Origin of the sequence: Nocardia sp. NBC_01329 (assembly GCF_035956715.1) — a bacterium.
Taxonomy (GTDB): Bacteria; Actinomycetota; Actinomycetes; order Mycobacteriales; family Mycobacteriaceae; genus Nocardia.
Genome location: NZ_CP108381.1, coordinates 1,131,135 through 1,146,870 on the forward strand (window position 1 = coordinate 1,131,135; position 15,736 = coordinate 1,146,870).

Consider the following 15,736-nt stretch of genomic DNA (forward strand, 5'->3'; position numbering starts at 1 on the left):
ACAGGTCCGTCCGCCGCAACCCGCTGGGCAGCGACGGACGGATCGGTGAGGTCGGGGCCGATCAGAGGTTGCTGACAGCGCCCTCCGCCGCCTCGGCCCATTCCCGCCACTGCTGGGCCTGGGCGAGAGCTTTCTCCGCATCCCGGGTTTTACCGGCGGCAGTGGCCTTCGCGGCCTGCTCCTCGAACTGGGCCTCCCGCTCGCGGAACTGGGCCGCGCGGGCGAGGGCTTCCGGATCGGTGCGGCGCCACTGGGCGTCGGCAGCCTGCCGGACCCGCTTCTCCAGCGCGCGCAGCCGGCTTTCGAGCTCGTGCATCCGCTCGCGGGGGACCTTGCCGAGGGCGTCCCAGCGTTCCTGCAGATCACGCAGTGCGGCCCGGGCGCCTTCGAGATCGGTATCGGGGTCGATCGCCGGTTCGTAGCTGCTCAGCAGCTCTTCCTTGGCAACCGCGTTATCGGCGAACTCCGCGTCGCGTTCGTTCGCCGATGCATTGCGTGCGGCGAAGAAGACGTCCTGGGCGCTCTTGAACCGGCGCCACAGCGCCTCGTCGGCCTCCCGAGGTGCCCGGCCCGCGTTCTTCCATTCGACCAGCAGCTCCCGGAAGACCGCGGCAGTGGCGGGCCAATCGGTGGATCCCGACAGTTCCTCGGCCTGCACGCACAGTTCTTCCTTACGGGACTTGGCGGCAGCGCGCTCCCGGTCCAGTTCGGCGAAATGTGCGCCTCGGCGGCGGTTGAAGGCCTCGCGGGCCTTCGAGTACCGGCGCCAGAGGGCGTCGTCGACCTTGCGGTCGACACCGCGGATGGTCTTCCACTCGTCCAGGATTTCGCGCAACCGGTCGCCCGCGGCCTTCCACTGGCTGGATTCGGCGGCGATCTGCTCGGCTTCGGCAGCGAGCGCTTCCTTGCGTTCGGTGTGCTCGTGCCGGGTGCGTTCCTTTTCCTCTTTGGCCTGGGCAGCGGCCTCGTCGGAGTGTTCGGCGATCGCGCCCAGCCGAGCAGCCAGGCCCTCGATATCGCCGATGACCGCCGCCGTCGGCAGCGTTTCGGCGAGAGTGATCGCCGCGGCCTTGGTCTTTCGGGCGTCGGTGCCGGCGGCGAGCCGGGCCTCCAGCAGGGCTACCTCGGTCGCCAGATCGTCGAAACGGCGGCCGAAATGCTCCAGGCCTTCGGCGGCATTACCGGCCTGCCAGGAGCCGACGATCCGTTCACCCTCGGAGGTTTTGACCCACGCTGTACCGTCCTCGTCGACCCGGCCCCAGCGGCTGGGATCGGTGGCGCTCGGCAGTATCACCGGATGCGGGTGTTCGGTGGCCGGCGCGGACGTTTTCATCGCGGCCGGGCTGGGGTGCGACTCGCCGGGTTTGGGACGGTTACCGGGCTTGGGAACGCTGGACGGGCGACCGGGTTTTCCCGGGCCGGGTTTGGCGGTTCCGTTGCTGTGGGTCATTGCTCCTCGTCCCTGCCGCGCGTCACGGCTGCCTGGTTTACGCGCTGCGCATTCTGGCTATGCTCTGCTCATTCTGGCTACGCCCGCTCATTCTGGCTACGTCTGCCCATCTCGGTCGTGCTGGGGTCGACGTGTCGTGCGTGCATGCCCGTGCTGTCGCACGCTCTCCCCATTCAACCCGGCCGCACTTCCGGAAACCACACCGCCGGCTATGACGGCGTACAGCCGGACCTGCGGATCCGGACCTGTCGGACCTGGTCCGGATACTTCGCACCCTAGCAATTCCCGCCCGGTTTCCGGGAGAGACACTCGATACCGCGTGCGGGGCGCGGGAGCGCGGGCCCGACCGGCCCCGGCGCTGGTCGGCGAGTACGGGCTACGGTTGACGGCGTGTTCTGTCTAGCGGCTGTGATTCCCTCGCCGCCCGTTCTGGTCCCCGCGTTGTGTGGTGGCGCGCCGGCGGCCGGTGCGGGTTCCGTTTCCGATCCGGGCGCGGCGCAGACCCCGGAGCGCGCGGTGATCGAGCTGCGCGGGGCCGTCCTCGCCGTCGGCGCGGCACTGGCCGAGGCGACCCCGCACTGGACTGTGCTCGGAGTCGGGTCGTCCGAGCGGACCTACGACGCCGATACGGCGGGCACCTTCCGCGGGTTCGGCGTCGATGTGCGGGTGAACCTGGGCGGACCCGGTGTCGGCCCGGCCACGGATCCCGACCCGGATCTGCCGCTGGCCGTGCTCGTCGCCGGTTGGTTGCGGGCGGCGGTGGCGCCGCATGTCTCGGCGCGGGCGCGGGTACTCGCCGCCGACACCTCGGGCCGGAAATGTGCCGAGGTCGGTGCGAAACTACGCGCCGAACTCGATGCCGAGCACGAACCGCAGGGCGTACTGGTGGTCGCCGACGGCGCCGCGACCCTGTCGACAGCGGCGCCAGGTTATTTCGACGAACGGTCGGCTCGGGTACAGGCGGCGCTCGACCGAGCCATCGCCACAGGTGATACCCAGGCCCTGCTGGCGCTGGATCCGGCGCTCTGCGCCGAGCTGATGGTCTCCGGCCGGGCCGCCTACCAGACGCTGGCCGGACTCTTCGCCGCCGACTCCGCACCGCCCGTGGCGACCGAGCGGTACCGGGGCGCGCCCTTCGGCGTGGCCTGGTTCACCGGATTGTGGCGGCCGGCCGCGGTGAGCCGGTGAGCCGGAACCCGCGTCCGATCGCGGTGGTGGGGCCGACCGCCACCGGGAAATCGGACCTGGCCCTCGACCTGGCCGAAAGGCTCGGCGGTGAGATCGTGAACATCGATGCGCTGCAGCTGTATCGCGGGATGGACATCGGGACCGCGAAATTGCCGGCCGCGCAGCGGCGTGGGATTGCGCACCATCAGCTCGACGTTCTGGATATCACCGAAACGGCGACGGTCGCCGCCTACCAGGCCGCCGCATCCGCCGATGTCGAGGCCATCATGGCTCGTGGACGGCTTCCTGTGGTGGTCGGCGGTTCGATGATGTATGTACAGGCGCTGCTCGATCAGTGGGAATTCCCGGCGACCGATCCCGCGGTCCGGGCGAAATGGGAGGACCTGCTCGCAGAGCAGGGCGTGGCCGCTGTGCACGCGGAGTTGCGGCGGGCCGACCCGGCCGCCGCCGCGACCATTCTGCCTACCGACGGCCGCCGGATGGTGCGTGCACTCGAGGTCGTCGAACTCACCGGACGCCCGTTCGCGGCCGCCGCGCCGGTGATCGGTGAACCGAGGTGGGGGACCCGGATCCTCGGGGTCGACCGCGATACCGCCGGACTCGACGAGCGGATCGCCCACCGCACCGCGGCGATGTTCGAACAGGGGCTGCTCGAGGAGGTACGCGGTTTGGCCGATCGTGGCCTGCGCGAGGGGCGGACTGCCCGCCGTGCTATCGGTTATGCCCAGGTGCTGGCCCATTTCGACGGCGAATACGATCTGGCCGAAGCGCAGGAGCGCACGTTCATCGGAACCCGCCGCTATGTCCGGCGGCAGCGATCGTGGTTCCGGCGCGACCGCCGGGTGCGCTGGGTGGACGGCGCCGACCCGTCCTCGGCCGAGACCGCCCTGTCGCTGCTGGCAGACTCTGCGGTATCCGATTCACCACCGCCCGATCCGCGGGCGGCCGAACGCCTACCCGAGGAGCGAACCCGCTCGTGACCCGGCAGATCCACCGCCGCAACGCCGCCGTCCAGGTGTGGACGGCCTATCTCGACAATCGCACCAAGCGCAATCGGGACGGCCGTTTCCTGGTGCACGGGGTCCGGCCGATCACCCAGGCGCTCGCGCACGAGTGGCCGATGGAGACGCTGCTGTACCGCCTGGGCGATCCCGGACTGTCCGCCTGGGCGCGGGAGATCCTGGAGACCAGTACGGTTCCCGCTGTCGGGCTGGCACCCGAGCTGATGGCCGGTCTGGGGGAGAAGACCGGCGGACCGCCCGAACTGGTGGCGGTCGCGGAGTGCTCCGGTGGCGAGCTGGCGGGCTACGAACTCGGCGAGCCGGGCGAGGCTCCGGTGGTCGTCGTGTTCGACCGGCCCAATTCGCCCGGCAATCTGGGCACGCTGATCAGGTCCGCGGACGCGTTCGGTGCGTCAGCGGTGATCGTCTCGGGTCACGGCGCCGACCAATACGATCCGCGGTGTGTCCGGGCCTCCACCGGATCACTGTTCTCCGTCCCGGTCTTCCGGGCGCCCGGCACCGGGGAAGTACTGGAGTTCCGGGATCGGCAGATCGAGCGCGGTGTACCCACCCGGATCGTGGGTACCGACGAGAACGGCGAATGCGCGATCTTCGACGACGACCTGATCGACGCGACGATCCTGGTGATCGGCAACGAAACCAGCGGTATGAGCGCGGCCTGGCTCGCGGCCTGCGACCGGACGGTCACCATTCCGATGGGCGGCAGCGCCAGCTCGCTGGGGGCTCCGTCGGCCGCGGCGGTGGCCCTGTACGAAATTTCCCGGCAGCGCCGGACGTTTGCCCGATGAGAGCCCGATGAGAACTGCAGACCCGATGAGAACAGCTGACGAGGAGACCGGAACCGACGTGCGCAGAAGCCCCGATCAGCCCCTGAGCAACGAGAAGGATGTGGAGTTCACCAAGGGCCACGGCACCCAGAACGATTTCGTGGTGCTGCCCGACCCCGAGGTGCGGCTGGGCCTGACCGTCTCCCGCGTGGCCGCCCTCTGCGACCGGCGCCGGGGGCTCGGTGCCGACGGCGTGCTGCGGGTCGCGCGTGCGGGTGCGCTGGTTTCCGCCGGTGTCCTCGACGGATACCCCGACGGTGTGAGCGCCCAGGACTGGTTCATGGACTATCGCAATGCCGACGGTTCGGCCGCCGAGATGTGCGGAAACGGAGTTCGCGTTTTCGCCCACTACCTGGTGGCCCGCGGCCTGGCCGGCGGCACCGAGTTCGTGGTGGGCAGCCGTGCCGGGGCGCGCCCGGTCGTGGTGCACTCGGCCGGTTCGGTCGCCGGGGAGGTGACCGTCGACATGGGTGCGGTCCGGGTGCTCGGCGCCTCGACCGCCACGGTGGCCGGCTGGGGATATCCCGGGCTGGGAATCGATGTCGGCAACCCGCATCTGGCCTGTGTCACCGGTGAACTGTCGGCGGGTGGGTTGGCCGAACTCGATCTCACCGCGCCCCCTGGGTACGACCCCGATATGTTCCCCCGCGGCGTCAACGTCGAGATCCTCACCGGCCTCGACGCGGACGGCACGGTCGATATGCGGGTCTACGAACGCGGGGTCGGCGAGACCCGTTCCTGTGGCACCGGCACCGTGGCCGCGGCGGCCGCGGCCCTGGCCGCCGACGGTTTCGACCTGGCCCACGGGACGGGCGAGGTCGGCGTCCGGGTACCCGGCGGAGAGGTGCGAGTCGGCGTGGGCGCCGGCAGGGCGTGGTTGCGCGGACCATCGGAATTGCTCGCCTCCGGCCGACTGGCCGCGCAGTGGTGGGACGCGCTGTAGCCGTACCGCCCGAAAAATCATATGCGCCGACCAGCGCATCAGTGGCAGCATGGATGGTGTATGAGAAACTCTGAAATTTCCGGGACCACGGATCGGTCCCCTGAATCGTTCGACGCGGAATCGACGGAGACAGATCCGGTTGTAGCCGTCGACGATACCGACACGGGCGCGCGCGGCGCGAACGGATCCGGGCCGGTGTTCCGGCGCGGCGGATGGTCGGCCGACCCGACCACCGGCGAACTCCAACTCGACGAACGTAGCGCGCTACGCCGTATCGCCGGTCTGTCCACCGAGCTCACCGATATCACCGAGGTCGAATACCGGCAGCTGCGATTGGAACGGGTCGTGCTGGTCGGGGTGTGGACCGAGGGCAGTGTGACGCGGGCGGAGGCGAGTATGGCCGAGCTGGCCCGGCTCGCCGAAACCGCGGGCTCCGAGGTACTCGAGGCGCTGATCCAGCGCCGCGACCGGCCGGACCCGGCGACCTATATCGGATCGGGTAAGGCCGAGGAACTGCGGGCAGTGGTGCTGGCCACCGGCGCGGATACCGTGATCTGCGACGGTGAACTCACCCCGGCCCAGCTGACGGCGCTGGAGAAGGTCGTCAAGGTCAAAGTGGTCGATCGGACCGCCCTGATTCTGGATATCTTCGCCCAGCACGCCACCTCCCGCGAGGGTAAGGCGCAGGTTGCGCTCGCCCAGATGGAGTACATGCTGCCGCGGCTGCGCGGCTGGGGTGAGTCGATGTCGCGGCAGGCGGGTGGCCGGGCCGGTAGCAACGGCGGTGTGGGGCTGCGCGGCCCCGGTGAGACCAAGATCGAGACCGATCGGCGGCGGATCCGGGAGCGGATGGCCAAACTGCGCCGGGAGATCCGGGAGATGAAGACAGCCCGCGATACGAAACGCGCGCGTCGTACCTCCAGCGGAGTGCCGGCGGTGGCGATCGTGGGCTACACCAATGCCGGGAAATCGAGCTTGATGAACGTACTCACCGGTTCGGGTGTGCTGGTGCAGGACGCACTGTTCGCCACCCTGGATCCGACCACCCGGCGGGCCGAGCTGGATGACGGCCGCGAGGTCGTGTTCACCGATACGGTCGGCTTCGTCCGGCATCTGCCGACCCAGCTCGTCGAGGCTTTCCGGTCCACGCTGGAGGAGGTCACCGGCGCCGATCTGCTGTTGCACGTGGTGGATGGTTCCGACGCGTTGCCGGCGGAGCAGATCAAGGCGGTCCGGGAGGTCATCACCGACGTGATCCGGGAATCGGGCCATCCCGCGCCACCCGAACTGCTGGTGGTCAACAAGATCGACGAGGTCGATCCGGTGGAGCTGACCCGCTTGCGCGGGCTGCTGCCCGGCGCCGAGTTCGTGTCCGCGCACAAGGATCTCGGTATCGACCGATTGCGTACCAGGCTCGACGAGGTACTCGGCGGTCTGGATGTGGAAGTGAGTGTGCTGCTTCCGTATACTCGCGGCGATCTGCTCGCCAGAATCCATGCGGACGGCAGGATCTCGCGTTCCGAGCACACCGAGAACGGCACCCGGGTCCGAGCGCGCGTACCGAGTTCGCTGGCGGCAGCTCTCTCCGGCTACGCACACGCGGGCGCAGCCAAGGAGTGACCGTTACGAGCGGAAGTCGCCCCGGCTAACTCTCATCGCAGAAATGTGGGACATCGCATAACCCTGTGGGATATCCGTCCATGTTGATTCACAATCGGTATGAATCGACTACAGGAGGGTTATATGTCACAGGAGGGCCGCACCGCTATCGGCGGCGACGACCGGCAGCGCAGCGCGCTGATGGACCGCGCCGGGCTCAGTGACGGCGCGCCGGCTTCGGTCGATCTGAGTGCGATCGATCTCCGGGTGCTCGAAGCGGCCTTGGCGCCGTTGCGAGCCTGGAGCAGTCCCCGTTTCTTCGGTTTGGACAACATCCCCGCCGAAGGGCCGGTGCTACTGGTCGCCAATCACAATCTGCTCGGCTTGATCGACGCGCCGCTACTGATGCCAGAGGTGCTGCGTACGCGTGGCCGGTTGATCCGCGGTCTCGCCGAGAATCTGCTCATCGCCGTACCGGGGGTGCGGCATCTGCTGCACTACTACGGTTCGGTGCGCGGGACCCGGGACAACTGCCGGGCCCTGCTCGAACAGGGCGAAGTGGTACTCGTGTTCCCCGGTGGGGGCCGGGAGGCGATTCGCCGTAAAGGGGAGAAGTACGCACTGCGCTGGGAAGGTCGCACCGGGTTCGCGCGGATGGCGATCGAATGCGGTGTCCCGATCGTGCCGGTGGCGATGGTCGGTATCGACGATGCCTACGACATAGTCGCCGACAAGGATGATCGGGTTCTGCGTCCGCTGCGACGACTGGTAGAGGCGCTCGGTATCCACACCGAACTCACCCCGCCGCTGGTGCGCGGGCTCGGTCTCACCCCGATTCCGCGGCCCGAACGGTTCTACTTCACCGCGGGGACGCCGATCGATACGGGGCCCTGGCGCGAGACCGGCGATATCGACGAGGCCGCGGGCCAGTTGTCGCGGGTCGTTCAGAAGGCGGTCCGGGAGGAGTTGCTCTTCCTGCTCGGTCATCAGGCTGTCGATCGCGGCCGGACGCTCGGCGGGCGGTTGCGCGAACTGCTGCCGGTCTGAACGCACTCAGGTTTCGGCGCCGGTGAATGGCAAAGCTGGGCAATTGCTCGGCGGTGGGCGGGAACACCAGCTCATTTCGACTGCGAAGTGAACAACGATTCGCATTCCGGGTACGGTAGATCACAGTGACGGGCCGGCGCGGTCACGTCCGCAGTGTTCACTAGGAGGTTGGTGTGGAGCGCACACTGTTCGAGCCCGAGCACGAGCTGTTCCGGGAGTCGTACCGCAAGTTTCTCGAGATGCATGTGGCGCCGTTCCACGACCAATGGGCGGACCAGGGCGTCGTAGACCGCTCCGTCTGGCTCGAGGCCGGGAAGCAGGGCTTCCTGGGTATGGCGATGCCGGAGGAGTACGGCGGCGGCGGAGTGAAGGATTTCCGTTACAACGCCATCATCACCGAGGAGTCGGTGCGCGGCCAGTACTCCGGGCTCGGATTCGGCCTGCACAACGATGTGATCGCGCCCTACCTGCTGGAGCTCGCCAACGACGAGCAGAAGCAGCGCTGGCTGCCGAAGTTCTGTTCCGGTGAAATCATCACCGCCATCGCCATGACCGAGCCCGGCACCGGTTCGGATCTGCAGGGCATCAAGACCCGTGCGGTCCGCGACGGTGACGACTGGGTGCTCAACGGCGCCAAGACCTTCATCACCAACGGCATCAACTCCGATATCGTCATCGTGGTCGCCCAGACCGACCCGTCGGCCGGTGCACTGGGATTCAGCCTGCTGGTGGTGGAGCGCGGAATGCCGGGCTTCGAGCGGGGCCGCAACCTCGACAAACTCGGCCTCAAGGCGCAGGACACCGCAGAACTCAGTTTCAGTGATGTCCGGGTGCCCGCCGCCAACCTGCTCGGTGAAGAGGGCAAGGGCTTCATCCACCTGATGCAGAACCTGCCGCAGGAGCGGCTGTCCATCGCGGTCATGGCCGCCGCGGCGATGGAGACCTGCCTGAACTACACCTGTCAATACGTCCGGGACCGCAAGGCTTTCGGCAAGCCGATCGGCGCTCTGCAGAACACCCGGTTCGTACTCGCCGAACTGGCCACCAAGGCCACCGCGGTGCGGGTACTGGTCGACCGGTCCATCACCGAACTCAACGCGGGTACCCTCTCCGCCGAGGATGCTGCCATGGCCAAGTGGTGGAGCACCGAGGAACAGGTCGACCTGATCGATCGCTGCCTCCAGTTGCACGGTGGCTACGGGTACATGCGTGAGTATCCGATCGCGCAGGCCTATTTGGACGCCAGGGTGCAGACCATCTACGGCGGCACCACCGAGATCATGAAGGAGATCATCGGGCGCAGCCTCAAACTCTCCTGATCGCGCCGATCCGGACGGATCGTCCGCAGCGGTCCCTCGAACGGGGTGGGTATTCCGGTCGGCCGGTACCCGCCCCGTTTGCTTCGTCGGGTCGACGGGAACCGAGATGGTCTCCGCGCGGCACAGGATGTGCTTCTCGTACCCGACCTGTCACCGGCGTGTATCAGCCTCCGGCGCATGGGATCGGCAGTGGGAACCCACGGATACGCAGACATCGCGGAACGTAACGACCCCGAGGGGGTCGAGCACCTAATGGGCCAGCTGCGCGCGCTCGACAAGCTGTTGGTCGGTACCGGACTCCCGCTCATATCGAACCCGAAACCGTATCTCGGTATCGCCCTGGTCGACGATCACCTGTCCGAATCCTGAATCGAACGCGTCGGCCAGGAGAGCGGGGGCCGAGCACCCGCTGTATCGCGAGCGCGAGACTTGGCTGCTCTTCTACGGGGCTGCTCTTCTACGGGGCCGCGCCCGAAGCCCACGAGCCGTCAGGGTCGTACCGTGCGGGCGCCCGGCCCGGTGATCAGCGGGAGATCCAGCGTCGTGCGGATCCCCGGCGCGGCCGCCACCACCGCCGGGACAGCGTTGACCACCCGCATCGCGGTCGCCACCAGCCCCGCGTGGTTGTGATCGCCGTTGTCGCTGGACAGGCAGAGATCCATGGCGTAGTTCGGTTCGCCGGTGATCTCGACACGGTAGTTGCCGCCCTCCTGGGCGGGCCGGGGCCATTCGGGCGCCAGATCGGCTCGCAGCCGGGTGATGTGCTCGAGCACCGTGACCGCCCGGTCACCGATCATTCCGCGGACCTCGAAACGCATTGCCGCCGTGGTACCGACCGCGACTGTGCCGGCGGCGATTTCGAGATCCTCCGGTGCGGGGATCCGCTCGTGGGTTTCGGTGACCGCGTCGAGTTCCACCCCCAGCCCGGCCGCCAACTGGCGCACCACGCTGCCCCAGGCCAGGGAGAGCACCCCCGGCTGTAGCAGCATGGGCGTCTCGTCCAGGGGTTTGCCGAAGCCCATGATGTCGAACATCACCGTGGCGTTGTCGTAGGTCGCGTAGTCGAGGATCTCCAGACAGCGGATCTGGTCGACCCGCCGGCACGTACCGGCCAGGGCGAGCGGCAGCAGATCGTTGGCGAACCCGGGATCGATACCGTTGACGAACAGGGACGCACCGCCCGCCGCCGCCGCTTCCTCGATCGGGGCGAGCATGTCCTGTGGTAGCACCCCCCACGGATACTGCAGGAAGACGGGCGCGCTGGCGGCGATATCGATCCCGGCGGAAAGGATTGTCCGCAGATCCTCGAGTGCCTCGACGAGGCGGTTATCGGCCATCGCGGTATAGACCACACAGTCCGGTCGCAGAGCGAGTAGTGCGGCGGCATCGGTGGTGGCCGTGACCCCGGTGTGGGTCTCGAGCCCGGCCAGTTCGCCGGCGTCGCGCCCTTCCTTCGCGCTGCCGGACACCTTGACACCGACCAATTCGAGCCGGGGGTCCTCGATGATCCCGGCCAGTGCGTGCTTGCCGACATTGCCGGTGCCCCAGTGCACCACTCGGTATGTCACAGGTCTCTCCTCACAGATCCGGAATCGGGATATCGAGATTCGGGGCGATCAGACCGCCGTCGGTCTCGATCACCTTGCCGGTCAGATAGCCGCCGGCCGGTGCGGCCAGGAACAGCGCGGTGGCCGCGATCTCGGCGGGGTCCCCGATCCGGCGCAGTGGGGTCGCCTTCTCCACCGATCCGCGCAGGTTCTCGTCGGCGGCGACGATCTCGAGCGCGGAGGTCGCGATGGATCCGGGAGCGATGGCGTTGACCCGGATCCGTGGGCACAAGTCCATGGCGGCCAGCCGGGTGTAGTGCGCGAGTGCGGCTTTCGCGGTGCCGTAGGCGGCGAAGGCCCGGCCCGGCAGGCGGCCCATCGCCGAGGTGATGTTGATGATCGATCCGCCGCCCGCGGTGTCCAGCATGATCGGAACGGCGGCCCGGACCAGCGCGTGGGCATTGGCGACATTGAAACCGAAGGCCTGTGTCAGAGCTTCGGGCGTGGTGTCGAGCAGTGGCGTGGGCATCGCCCCGCCGACGTTGTTCACGACGATATCGAGCCGGTCGAACTCTGCGGCGGCGGTCTCCGCCAGCGCGGCGCAGGCCGCGGGATCGGCCAGGTCGGCGACGACGATATGGGCCCGGCGGCCCAGCGCCCGTATCTGCTCGGCGACACCCGAGAGTTCGGATTCGGTACGGGCGGCGATCAGGACATCGGCCCCCGCCTCGGCGAAGCCGAGGGCGATGGCGGCGCCCAGCCCGCGGCCGGCGCCGGTCACGATGGCGACCCGGTCGTCGAGCCGGAACCGGTCCAGAATCATGGCTCCTCCTGAAGTATGCTGATGACGACTATTCGACGTTTATTCATCGAATAGTCGATGCAGTGTAGATCTCGGGCTACCGGGCGACAAGGGAGCAACGGATATGGCCACAGTCGGGTCTCCACCGACCCGCCGGGTGGTGTCGGTGGTGGAACTGCTCGCGGAATCCGAGCGGGCGCTGACAGTTTCGGAGATCGTGGAACGTCTGTCGCTGGCCCGGGCGACGGTCACCGCGGTGCTCACCGAATTGTGCGAAGCGAACTGGGTGGTCCGGGATGCGAATCTGGCCTACCGCCGTGGACCGGCGCTGACCCGCCTGTCGCCCGCCGAACCCGTAGGCGCGGTAGTGGCGGTGGGTGCTGAACTGGCGGCACTGGCCGAGGCCGCGGGCTGTGGGGCGACGCTGAGCCGGATCGCCGACGATCGGCTCACCATCGTGGCCAAACAGTACGCGGGTGCGCGGATAGTGCCGGGATTGTCCGTCGGGCAGTCGGTCCCGGTGGTCTACCCCGCGGGGGCCGCGGTGATGCCCTGGCGGACCTCCGCCGAACGGCGGCGCTGGTTGACGACGACGAAAGGCCGGCCCGGCGCGGCGGAACTACTCGACTTCGTCACCGCGCACGGTTTCGCAATGTTTCGTCCGGAAGCCGACCACGCCGGTCTGGTCGATGTGCTGACCGAACTGCTCGGCGCGCTCGGCGCCGAACTGCTGCAGCCCGCGTTACGAGCCGAAGCGCTGCGCCAGCTCGGGCGATTGACCTCGCGCGCATATACCGCGGCCGATATCGAAACCCGGGACGCGCTGCCGCTCAGCTATGTGTCCGCACCGGTGTTCCACGGTGACCGAGCGCGCTACGAGGTTCAGCTCGGGCCGCTGCGGGCGGCGGCAGGCCCCGACGAGCGGGCACGCTATATCGAGATCGTCCGCGCGGGCGCCGGCGCGATCTCGGTAGCGCTGCTGACTGCCGGCGAATGAGATGTGCGGCCGGGGTAGTGGATCCGAGTGTCGCGGGCGGCGGTCGTACCCGGCCGGATCTGCCGGTGTCACCGCGGACTCCGGGAATCCGTTTCCTCGCTGAGTAGTTCGGCCACCCGACCGGGGGTCCAGTGTCCGGCCGCGCCCGGGCGAGAGGCCAGATAGCCGGCCGTCTCGCCGATCGACCATTCGTGTGCCGCGCGCAGTCCGGTTCCGATATGCCGCAGATACGCGGCGGACGGCGGAACCCCGCCGATCTCACGCCAGCGCCACGGGGCAGTGAACGTGACAACGGGTACACCGTCGAATATGCCCGGGCAGATCAGGGTTTCGTAGCGGCCGGGGCCCAGGCGGGAGCGGCCGGTGCGCACGGCCTCGGTGAGGTCCAGATCGGTTCCGGCCCGGCGGTACATCTCCTGGGCGGCGACATCACTGAACTGGGAGAGGGTCAGCAGATAGGCGTGTACCGGGGTCTCGGCGGGGGCGGTGGGATCATAGAAGGCGCGACCCCCGGTCCAGATCACCGATTCGGTCGCGAAATAGAGCAGTCCGGGGAGAACGAGCGCGAGCGAACGCGACGGTGGCGTGCGGTCACGGCATCCACCCGGCGATATGCCCGGTGCGGTGGGTACGGCGTCGGCGGGCCCGCTGCCGGTGAGATAGCCGGACAGCCGGTCCGGGTCCATATTGGAACCGTAGGTGGCGTACCAGACCCGATCCGGCGCCGTGGTGTAGTCGAGCGCGGAACGCGGCCGCAGGACCGCGATCTCGTGCGGTGCCATCCGCTCCTCGTTCCGGCCGCGGGGCAGGGTCCCGGAGGCCGGCGCACACGGATGAGGTGCGCGCCGGTCCGCGTCTCAGATCTTGCGGATCACGGTGACGACCTTGCCGAGGATCCGCGCGTCGTTGCCCGGGATGGGTTCGAAATGCGGATTGTGCGGCATCAGCCAGACATCCTTACCGCTGCGTTTGAATGTTTTCACGGTCGCCTCGCCGTCCAGCATCGCTGCGACGATATCGCCGTTGTCCGCCACGTTCTGCTGCCGGACGACCACCCAGTCGCCGTCGCAGATGGCGGCGTCGATCATGGATTCGCCGACCACCTTCAACAGGAACAGTGAACCGTCGCCGACCAGTTCCCGGGGGAGTGGGAACACGTCTTCGACCGCCTGTTCGGCCAGTATCGGCCCACCGGCGGCGATCCGTCCGAGTACCGGGACGTAGGTCGGGATCGGCTGATCGGTGGTTTCGGCCGCAGACGCCTGCGCGCGCCCGGAGTCGGCCGTGGCCAGAGTGGTCACCGATCGGACCGCCTCGTCCATCCCGCGAACGTCCACGGCGCGGGGCCGGTTGGGATCGCGCCGCAGATACCCCTTGCGTTCCAGGGTGCGCAGCTGGTGCGCGACAGAGGAGGTGGAGTTCAGGCCGACCGCGTCGCCGATCTCGCGAATGCTCGGCGGATAGCCGCGCAGACTCACCGAGGAGCGGATGACCTCGAGCACCTTGCGCTGACGCACGGTGAGTTCCCCGCCGGTCGCCCCCGGTTCGGTGCCGGGGCCGGCCCCGGCACCCGTGTCGTCTGATTGGCTCACCACAACCGCCCTTTCTCGTCGGTCTCCGGCCCCATGACCGCCGTCCCGGCAGACGGCCCGGACCGGCTGTGCCCGAAGTTTGATGTCGTGCAGTGAATCTAGTCGGCGCACTCCGATCTATCAAACATCTGTTCGAGGCATGTCCGGTGTTGCTACTGACATTATCCCCCCGGCGTGGTAGAAATCGAACATCAGTTCGTCGAACATTTGATCGAATACCGCAGATGGTTTCGCGAGCAACCAGCACGGAGGTCTATCCGATGAACACCGCGATCAGCGTGATCGGCACGCGGGACGACGTCACCGCTCGGGTACGGCCCGGTCCGGTCCCGCCGGGGGCAGCCGGTGCGACCGTCCCGGCCGAGGGCGGGTCGCCGGGTCCGGGCACGTGGCCGGACGGTCCGACCCGCCACTGCGTCACCCCGGCGCACCGGGGCTCGGCGGGCGGGCCCCGCCCGATCCTCCGGTCGACGACGACCCCGGCAGTGCGCCGGGGTCCGGCCGTCCGGCCGCTGCCCCGGCCACCCGAACCCGACGATCTGATGGGGCGGGCCCGGGCCGGCTATGTAGCGACCGCGTCGACGGCCGTGATCAGCGCGACCGTGGTGGTCGCTTTCCTCGCGCTGGCCCATCTCCGGGCCCCGGAGCCGGTACCCCAGCCGATTCCGTCCGGCGTGCCGGGCGCGGCTGTGCCCGGTTCGAGCCCCGGCGCTCCCGGCTCGCGGTAGCGTGCCGGCGCCGCGCGCGTCCGGGCCAGGGGTGACCGCAACCACGACACACCCCGTACCGGTATCCTCGATGTGTTATGCACTCGGGCCGGTGCGTGAGACCGGCCTACCCGATACCGGGCACCGGCCCGGTACCCGCGCTCGCCGGACCTGCGACCGGCGCCGGTTCGGCCGCGAGCGTTCGCAGCGACGAAGGACCCCGGATGCATTGCCCGTACTGTCGACACCCCGACTCCCGGGTCGTCGACTCACGATTGGCCGACGAGGGCGCCGCCATTCGCCGCAGACGCTCATGCCCGGAATGCGGCCGCCGTTTCACCACAGTGGAAACGGCGATCCTGTCGGTGGTGAAACGCAGCGGGGTCACCGAACCGTTCAGCCGGGAGAAGGTGATCCGGGGGGTGCGGCGCGCCTGCCAGGGGCGCGAGGTCGACGACGACGCGCTGAACCTACTGGCCCAGCAGGTAGAGGACGCGGTCCGGGCCAAGGGGGCCCCGGAAGTGCCGAGCCATGAGGTCGGCCTGGCGATTCTCGGGCCGCTACGCGAACTGGACGAGGTGGCGTACTTGCGTTTCGCCTCGGTCTATCGATCCTTCACCTCCGCAGCGGATTTCGAACGTGAGATCCGGGATATGCGGGAGGCCCGGGCGGCGGTCGTCGCCGGGGACTGAGCTG

Annotated in this window: 16 protein-coding genes; 11 read left to right on the top strand and 5 right to left on the bottom strand. The window is 68.6% G+C overall.

The features are described from left to right. Nucleotides 1-61: 61 nt before the first annotated feature. On the bottom strand, nucleotides 62-1,450 hold the full coding sequence (locus OG405_RS05345) for a DUF349 domain-containing protein (protein WP_327150512.1): 1,389 nt from the start codon (nucleotides 1,448-1,450) through the stop codon (nucleotides 62-64). A 390-nt stretch (nucleotides 1,451-1,840) separates the two neighbouring features. On the opposite strand from OG405_RS05345, the gene OG405_RS05350 reads away from it, so the two are divergent. The 8 genes from OG405_RS05350 to OG405_RS05385 all read left to right on the top strand — a co-directional run bounded on the left by OG405_RS05350 (nucleotide 1,841) and on the right by OG405_RS05385 (nucleotide 9,764). Beyond that, the gene (locus tag OG405_RS05350; protein ID WP_327150513.1) at nucleotides 1,841-2,638 is read left to right on the top strand and encodes a hypothetical protein; all 798 of its coding nucleotides are present in this window, start codon (nucleotides 1,841-1,843) and stop codon (nucleotides 2,636-2,638) included. Continuing rightward, the gene (miaA, locus tag OG405_RS05355) at nucleotides 2,635-3,618 is read left to right on the top strand and encodes a tRNA (adenosine(37)-N6)-dimethylallyltransferase MiaA (RefSeq protein ID WP_327150514.1); all 984 of its coding nucleotides are present in this window, start codon (nucleotides 2,635-2,637) and stop codon (nucleotides 3,616-3,618) included. The genes OG405_RS05350 and miaA overlap by 4 nt, the downstream gene beginning before the upstream one ends. Continuing rightward, nucleotides 3,615-4,448 carry a TrmH family RNA methyltransferase gene (locus OG405_RS05360; RefSeq protein WP_327150515.1) on the top strand — a complete coding sequence of 278 codons (834 nt, stop codon included), beginning with the start codon at nucleotides 3,615-3,617 and terminating at the stop codon, nucleotides 4,446-4,448. The genes miaA and OG405_RS05360 overlap by 4 nt, the downstream gene beginning before the upstream one ends. A gap of 100 nt (nucleotides 4,449-4,548) precedes the next feature. Beyond that, nucleotides 4,549-5,430 (top strand): diaminopimelate epimerase, encoded by an 882-nt coding sequence (gene dapF, locus OG405_RS05365; RefSeq protein WP_327152227.1) that lies wholly within the window; start codon nucleotides 4,549-4,551, stop codon nucleotides 5,428-5,430. Nucleotides 5,431-5,490: 60 nt separating this feature from the next. After that, nucleotides 5,491-7,050 carry a GTPase HflX gene (hflX, locus tag OG405_RS05370; protein ID WP_327150516.1) on the top strand — a complete coding sequence of 520 codons (1,560 nt, stop codon included), beginning with the start codon at nucleotides 5,491-5,493 and terminating at the stop codon, nucleotides 7,048-7,050. A gap of 123 nt (nucleotides 7,051-7,173) precedes the next feature. Beyond that, the gene (locus tag OG405_RS05375; protein ID WP_327150517.1) at nucleotides 7,174-8,076 is read left to right on the top strand and encodes a lysophospholipid acyltransferase family protein; all 903 of its coding nucleotides are present in this window, start codon (nucleotides 7,174-7,176) and stop codon (nucleotides 8,074-8,076) included. A gap of 173 nt (nucleotides 8,077-8,249) precedes the next feature. Next, complete coding sequence (locus OG405_RS05380; RefSeq protein ID WP_327150518.1) at nucleotides 8,250-9,395, top strand: acyl-CoA dehydrogenase family protein; 1,146 nt, start codon at nucleotides 8,250-8,252, stop codon at nucleotides 9,393-9,395. Between the two features lie 177 nt (nucleotides 9,396-9,572). Further along, on the top strand, nucleotides 9,573-9,764 hold the full coding sequence (locus OG405_RS05385; protein WP_327150519.1) for a hypothetical protein: 192 nt from the start codon (nucleotides 9,573-9,575) through the stop codon (nucleotides 9,762-9,764). Between the two features lie 119 nt (nucleotides 9,765-9,883). On the opposite strand, the gene OG405_RS05390 is transcribed toward OG405_RS05385, so the two are convergent. Together OG405_RS05390 and OG405_RS05395 are read right to left on the bottom strand one after the other, a co-directional pair. Beyond that, entirely contained in the window at nucleotides 9,884-10,963 is a 1,080-nt protein-coding gene (locus OG405_RS05390) for an NAD(P)H-dependent amine dehydrogenase family protein (RefSeq protein ID WP_327150520.1), read from the bottom strand. A gap of 10 nt (nucleotides 10,964-10,973) precedes the next feature. After that, the gene (locus OG405_RS05395; RefSeq protein ID WP_327150521.1) at nucleotides 10,974-11,765 is read right to left on the bottom strand and encodes an SDR family oxidoreductase; all 792 of its coding nucleotides are present in this window, start codon (nucleotides 11,763-11,765) and stop codon (nucleotides 10,974-10,976) included. A 103-nt stretch (nucleotides 11,766-11,868) separates the two neighbouring features. Here OG405_RS05395 and OG405_RS05400 point away from each other — a divergent pair, with 103 nt between their 5' ends. Continuing rightward, nucleotides 11,869-12,741 (top strand): helix-turn-helix domain-containing protein, encoded by an 873-nt coding sequence (locus tag OG405_RS05400; RefSeq protein ID WP_327150522.1) that lies wholly within the window; start codon nucleotides 11,869-11,871, stop codon nucleotides 12,739-12,741. A 68-nt stretch (nucleotides 12,742-12,809) separates the two neighbouring features. Here OG405_RS05400 and OG405_RS05405 read toward each other — a convergent pair whose 3' ends face one another. Together OG405_RS05405 and lexA are read right to left on the bottom strand one after the other, a co-directional pair. Then, nucleotides 12,810-13,523 (bottom strand): histone deacetylase, encoded by a 714-nt coding sequence (locus OG405_RS05405; protein ID WP_327150523.1) that lies wholly within the window; start codon nucleotides 13,521-13,523, stop codon nucleotides 12,810-12,812. A gap of 75 nt (nucleotides 13,524-13,598) precedes the next feature. Then, nucleotides 13,599-14,336 carry a transcriptional repressor LexA gene (gene lexA / locus OG405_RS05410; protein WP_442790665.1) on the bottom strand — a complete coding sequence of 246 codons (738 nt, stop codon included), beginning with the start codon at nucleotides 14,334-14,336 and terminating at the stop codon, nucleotides 13,599-13,601. Nucleotides 14,337-14,557: 221 nt separating this feature from the next. On the opposite strand from lexA, the gene OG405_RS05415 reads away from it, so the two are divergent. Continuing rightward, nucleotides 14,558-15,061 (top strand): hypothetical protein, encoded by a 504-nt coding sequence (locus tag OG405_RS05415; protein ID WP_327150525.1) that lies wholly within the window; start codon nucleotides 14,558-14,560, stop codon nucleotides 15,059-15,061. 203 nt (nucleotides 15,062-15,264) lie between these two features. Then, nucleotides 15,265-15,732, top strand: coding sequence for a transcriptional regulator NrdR (gene nrdR, locus OG405_RS05420; RefSeq protein WP_327150526.1), 468 nt, complete (start codon nucleotides 15,265-15,267; stop codon nucleotides 15,730-15,732). Nucleotides 15,733-15,736 lie beyond the last annotated feature (4 nt).